The organism is Phyllobacterium sp. P5_D12 (assembly GCF_054049495.1).
The window spans coordinates 1-2038 of the sequence record NZ_JBFUMG010000686.1 but is presented as its reverse complement, the minus strand read 5'-3'; the positions used below and the strand labels follow the sequence as shown (position 1 = coordinate 2038).

Sequence of the window (2038 nt, the reverse complement as noted above, 5' to 3'; positions counted from 1 at the left end):
CCTCAGTCCTCTGCCACCAGATCGTTCGGGGGTAGCGGACTATTCCGCGGCAACAATCAAAGAACTGGGCAAGCTTGTCGACCTGGATGTTTACGCACGAGGCACTCCAGCAGCCAAGCCGGAAGGTGCCAATGGAGCTTACGCTGTATCTGCTGTTCCTTTCGTATCGTCCGAATATGACAAGGTAATCGGAGTTGTTGGCAATTCCCATTTTCACCTTGAAATATTCAACTTCCTGCTTCGTTACGGCGGCGTCTGCATCGAGCACGACAATCGCCTGCTCAGCTTCTATCGTATACTGCTTGGGAAGGAACGTGCTCAGGAAGTCGCTCAGAGGGAGTTGGGGCGTCCCGTAAGTGGCGAGGAAATTGATAGATGGATGAGCGACGAGTCATTGCTAGAGGCAACGTTCCTGGGAGAACTCGCAACAGCTTCGTCGCAGCTTTTTCTACATTCACAAGTGACGACCGATATCGTCAATGCAAGGCTGAATGCTGGAGCAGTTCACCTGCCATTTTCCATCTATCGACCATGGACAACTGATCCGCTTGATCGAAGTGCCAAGAGAAGAGCCAGGGAGAGGCTCGGCTTCGGGGAAGATGAGTTCGCCATAGCCACGTTTGGCTATGTTCATTCCAACAAAGCCGCTGAAGAGTGTATCTGGGCGATCGACCTTCTTCGTAGCTGGAATATACCGGCCAAGCTTTATTTCGTCGGTGGATGGGCAATGGAACACAGAGGTTTCTTGGATCTACGCAAGCAGCTTGGTCTAGAAGAACATGTGAAGTTCGTTGCTGAGTACACCAGCGATACGCAATATCGCGACTACCTCATGGCAGCTGACGCTGGTATTCAGCTCCGCACGCATTTTCTGGGCGGACTGTCTGGTGCGCTGCTCGACTGCATTGCCGCTGGTCTTCCAACTATTACCAACGACGATCTAGCCGAAGCGATGGATGCACCTTCTTATGTTCTCCGTATTCCGGACCACCCAAGCCCGGTGCTTCTAGCCGAGGCGCTGGCGCAGATCTCTGATCAAATTCGGGATCGGACCAAGCTTGCTAGGGCTCGACGCTTGTACTGCGATGAACATAGCTTCAAACGTTATTCCGAATTGCTATGCCAATCGCTCGGGTTGGATGTAACGATCAGGTCGAGTGCGACGATCAGGGATATCGCATCGTGAACCAGGACCCAGTTTTCATTGATCTAACGATGCTCACAGTGCACCCGATACACAGCGGTATCCAGAGGGTGGAACGCGAGATTATACGCCATTGGAGCGGACCGGCCGATTTGATCCCTTGCCGTTTCGACAACCCAACCGAAACGTTTATCGAGCTGCCAGACACGATATTGCAGGAGATTAGGGAGGGGAGGGACGAAGAAGAAGAACGTGAACGTTTGGCCCTTCTTTTGCCCGGCAAAGGGCGGATCGCAAATAACGATCTCGCGAGGAACCTTTTCAACCCCGAGGTTTTCTTTGATCCAGTTCGTTTAAATGCATATCGAAACTTGGCGCTGGTACCCCAGTCTCGGCTTGCATGGTTGGCATATGATTTCATTCCCTTTTTGCAGCCGCAATATTGGCCGTGCAGGACGACGGAAAAGTTGATGCATTATGTCCGCGTGCTCCAAAAGGTACCGAGGGTATCTTTCATTAGCGAAGCAACTCGGGATGCCTACGTCAAGAGAATCATCCGGTCGACGGATCGAGCTGGCCCAGCTTTTCCACTAGGAGGCGACGGCTATGGAATGTCGAAGCTACCATTCGACCCTAAGAAACGAATGTTCACCTTTGTAGGGACACTTGAGCCGCGGAAGAACGTGGCAGCGATCATGTTGGCGTTCGAGAGCTTATGGGACGCGGGAATTGATGCGTCGCTGACGATTATTGGTCGTACCGACGTTCACGCGCCTGCTGAAGCGGCGATCCTCGAACGAATAACGGGTAGGCCGCTGTTTCAACATTTTGGCCATGCTACCGATGATGTGGTCCGAAAAGCTCTCGCTAGTTCGAGGGCTACCATCTTTGTAA

General features: G+C 52.4%; 1 protein-coding gene and 1 pseudogene. Both read left to right on the top strand.

Annotated features, from left to right (window positions below; translation table 11 throughout):
- The coding region (locus ACXJ5O_RS25290; RefSeq protein ID WP_457302311.1) for a glycosyltransferase at window positions 1-1186 on the top strand (1186 nt) is incomplete at its 5' end.
- Window positions 1183-2038 (top strand): annotated as a pseudogene (locus ACXJ5O_RS25285) (hypothetical protein); the annotation flags it as partial. The gene ACXJ5O_RS25290 and the pseudogene ACXJ5O_RS25285, both read left to right, overlap by 4 nt.